This window comes from Falsiroseomonas oryziterrae (assembly GCF_021864505.1).
Lineage (GTDB): Bacteria > Pseudomonadota > Alphaproteobacteria > Acetobacterales > Acetobacteraceae > Falsiroseomonas > Falsiroseomonas oryziterrae.
On sequence record NZ_JAKJIB010000544.1, the window covers coordinates 1 to 1596 of the forward strand.

2 protein-coding genes are annotated in these 1596 nt (G+C 75.4%); one reads left to right on the plus strand and one right to left on the minus strand.

All coding sequences use genetic code 11. From position 1 onward, the window contains the following. On the plus strand, positions 1 to 249 hold a 249-nt coding region (locus L2I40_RS22965; RefSeq protein WP_237217677.1), incomplete at its 5' end, for a hypothetical protein. Positions 250 to 357: 108 nt separating this feature from the next. Here the strand turns inward: L2I40_RS22965 and L2I40_RS22970 are convergent. Continuing rightward, positions 358 to 1419, minus strand: a complete 1062-nt coding sequence (locus tag L2I40_RS22970; RefSeq protein WP_237217678.1) for an Acg family FMN-binding oxidoreductase — start codon at positions 1417 to 1419, stop codon at positions 358 to 360. Between the last annotated feature and the right edge of the window lie 177 nt (positions 1420 to 1596).

Sequence of the window (1596 nt, forward strand, 5' to 3'; positions counted from 1 at the left end):
GGCCTCGGACTCGCGGGCTCGCTCGCGCGCCGCGCCGGCGGCACGCTGGCGTTGCGCGACGCCGGCCCGGGCACCGAGGCGGAGTTGCGCATCCCGGTCGCCCACGGTGCCGCGGCGCCGTCCGAAAGTTCCCCCGAACGGGGATCGGCTGCCCTGGAACTCGCCTTCTCGGCAGCGCGCCGTTCGGAGCGGCCAGGTCAGGTCGATCGGGATGTGCCCCAGGGCCCGTCGGACGAGGCCGGCGGCTGAGGGGCAGGAAGGCGGCTTGCCGATGGTGGTTCCATCGGCAACCGCACGCCGAACCCAGCGAGGAAAAGACCCGCCAGACCGACCTGCTCCGGCCTTGTCCGACGGGCCCTACGCGCGATCCTCGCGGATCACCTCGCGCAGCGGCCGGCGGGCCGCCGGCACGGGCTTCGGCCCGCGCCCGACCCGCAGCAGGATCTGCGGCGTGCCGCTACTGCGGAAGGCGGCGGCGAGGCGCGCCCGCAGGGCTGGCACCTCGATCGGCTGGTTGAGATACGAGGCGGTGAGCCCGCCCGCGGTGATCGCCAGCAGGACGCGCTGAAGCGCCTCGCCCGCGGCCATCCAATCATGTGGCGAATCACCCGGGGTTGCGAGCATGGCCAGCGCCGGCGAGCCTTCGGCGAGCGCCATGTCCCGCGCCGCCTGCCCCGCGCCCATGTCGAAGGTCCGGACCACCAACGCTGCACCGAAGGTCAACAGGTCGGGCATGCCGAAGGCGGCGCCCGACAGGCCGTCGCGCGTCGGTCCGTGGCGAGAGCGCATCCACGCCGCCAACTCGTGCCGGAAGGCGGGGTCGGACATCTGGATGCGGTCGCCCTCCGACACCAGGAGCGCGACCGCATGGCGATCCTCGGGTGTTTCGGCCCAGGAGAGCGCCGCGCCCGCCGCCTCGGCCTCGGCGGTTGCCTCCGCCCGCAGCAGTTCCGGCAGCGGGTCGGGCTCGAAGGCGAAGCGGCTGGTCCGCCGCGCCGTCATGGCGCGGAGCAGCCGCGCAGCGCGCGGCACGGGCGGGCGCGTGCCCCTGGCCGCGATGCGCGCCAGCAGGTCGGGGTCGGCGGGGTCCGGGAGCACCTCGGCCTCGACCGTCTCGCCCAGCGCCTCCGCCGCGATGCGCAGATTGGTCAGCGCGGCGGCGCAGGAGATGGTCAGCGCGCGATCCACGGGATCCACGACAGGCAGGGCACGGGTGCGGTCGGCGCGCAGTTCCATCGTCGCGTCGCCCTGCAGCCGGAACGTCCAGGGCTGCGTGTTGTGCCCGGACGGCGCCAGCACCGCATAGGTAACCAGGAAGCGCAGCCGGGCGCGGGGTGTCGCGCAGCGGCCGAAGGCGGCCGGATCAACCAGCCATGGGTCGTCGGGCCATAGGCCGTCGAGGAGATCGTCGCCGTTCACGCCCGGCATCGTGCACGGCCCCGCGGGCGCGCGCGTTGCGCCGGATCAAGCCCCTGCCCGGGGCGGTTCAGCGGCGCGGTGGCCGCGTCAGTTGCCGGAGGTTGGCCGCGACCCGGCGCCGCGCCGGTGCGATCGCGGCCGCGGCGACGACGTCGGGCCGCGTGCCCAGCAGGGCTG